This window comes from Vibrio sp. Vb0937 (assembly GCF_033338855.1).
Genome location: NZ_JAWOTK010000330.1, coordinates 1 through 1177, shown reverse-complemented (window position 1 = coordinate 1177; position 1177 = coordinate 1). Strand labels below are relative to the sequence as shown.

Annotated in this window: 1 protein-coding gene; it reads right to left on the bottom strand. The window is 44.1% G+C overall.

What is annotated here, in order from left to right; genetic code table 11:
- A partial coding sequence (locus R7P67_RS25480; RefSeq protein WP_411912819.1) for a PhnD/SsuA/transferrin family substrate-binding protein occupies positions 1–1107 on the bottom strand: 1107 nt, incomplete at its 3' end.
- Positions 1108–1177 lie beyond the last annotated feature (70 nt).

Sequence of the window (1177 nt, the reverse complement as noted above, 5' to 3'; positions counted from 1 at the left end):
CAATGGTTGATTAATTTCATGTGCGATACTGCTGCCTAATTCTCCCACAATCGTAATACGTTGAGCGTGTTCCAACATGCTACTCTTGCGACGTAAATCATTGTGGGTAGCTTTCAACTTTTCTCTACTACGTTTGAACGTCCACTCTAGCCAAAAGTGATAGATAGTCAGTAACACCAATGTTAGCAGCGCTGCGATAGCGACTGCTTGGTTTTTATGTAGCCACTCTTGAACCTTTTGCGCCCAAGGTTTCTGTAAGGGATGTAAGTCCAAATGCTTGTAGACTTTATCTACGTTAACGCTAGGCGCAGGTAGCGTCCAACCCACATTGTTGGCAGCAATAGCGGCTGAATGCGATGCAGGCATTGCAAACAGGGTTTGTGCGACCTTTTGCCCAACATCTACTGGAGCACGCTCCGTCATGGCCATGGTCCAATTTGGGTACAGAGGAGTACTAACTGCGCAAACCGAATCAGCAGGCCTTCTTTCGTTGAGCACTCTCAAATTATGCAGCTCTATCTTGCCTTCGGCCGCCATGTTTTCCAGCGTACAAGCAGGAACAATTGCAACATCAATTTGGTCGTCGATCACATCGAGAATCAACTGATCGGTCGGTGGGCCAGTAAAGTGGATTGTTTCAAAGAACGATGAGTTGAAATACCCAAGTTTGTCGAGCTCATAACGTAGAGCAAGAAAACCACCAAACGCCTTTTCTGATACAGCGGCGATACTGGCTTCATTGATGTCTCTCAGTGTTTTAAAAGGCGATTCTTCACGCACAACAACGACTGATGCTATCGACTTGTTCGGCACATTGCTGTAAGCCGTTTTCTGCGTTGCTAGCCAGTTAATAGGGTACTCACGAGCAAGCTTAGTTGCCTGTCCTGGGCTCGTTAATATGAAATCCAACCAACCGTGTAAAAAGGCTTCTTCTAGTTGGTCAAAATCGTAAGTATGTAAGTTGAATTCATAGTTAGGGTTTTGTTCTTCCAACCATGTCATTGTGGGTTGCCAAGATTCTTTAGCGTGAGAATGCCCTCTCAATGCCAACACACCTACATCAAATGTTGCCCTATCAGGCTGATGTTCTGCTTTGACTTGAGAAATACAGGTAAAACCAACAAATACAATAGAATAAAGGAGTTTTTGAAAATAATTTTTAGTCACTTAATAAAGC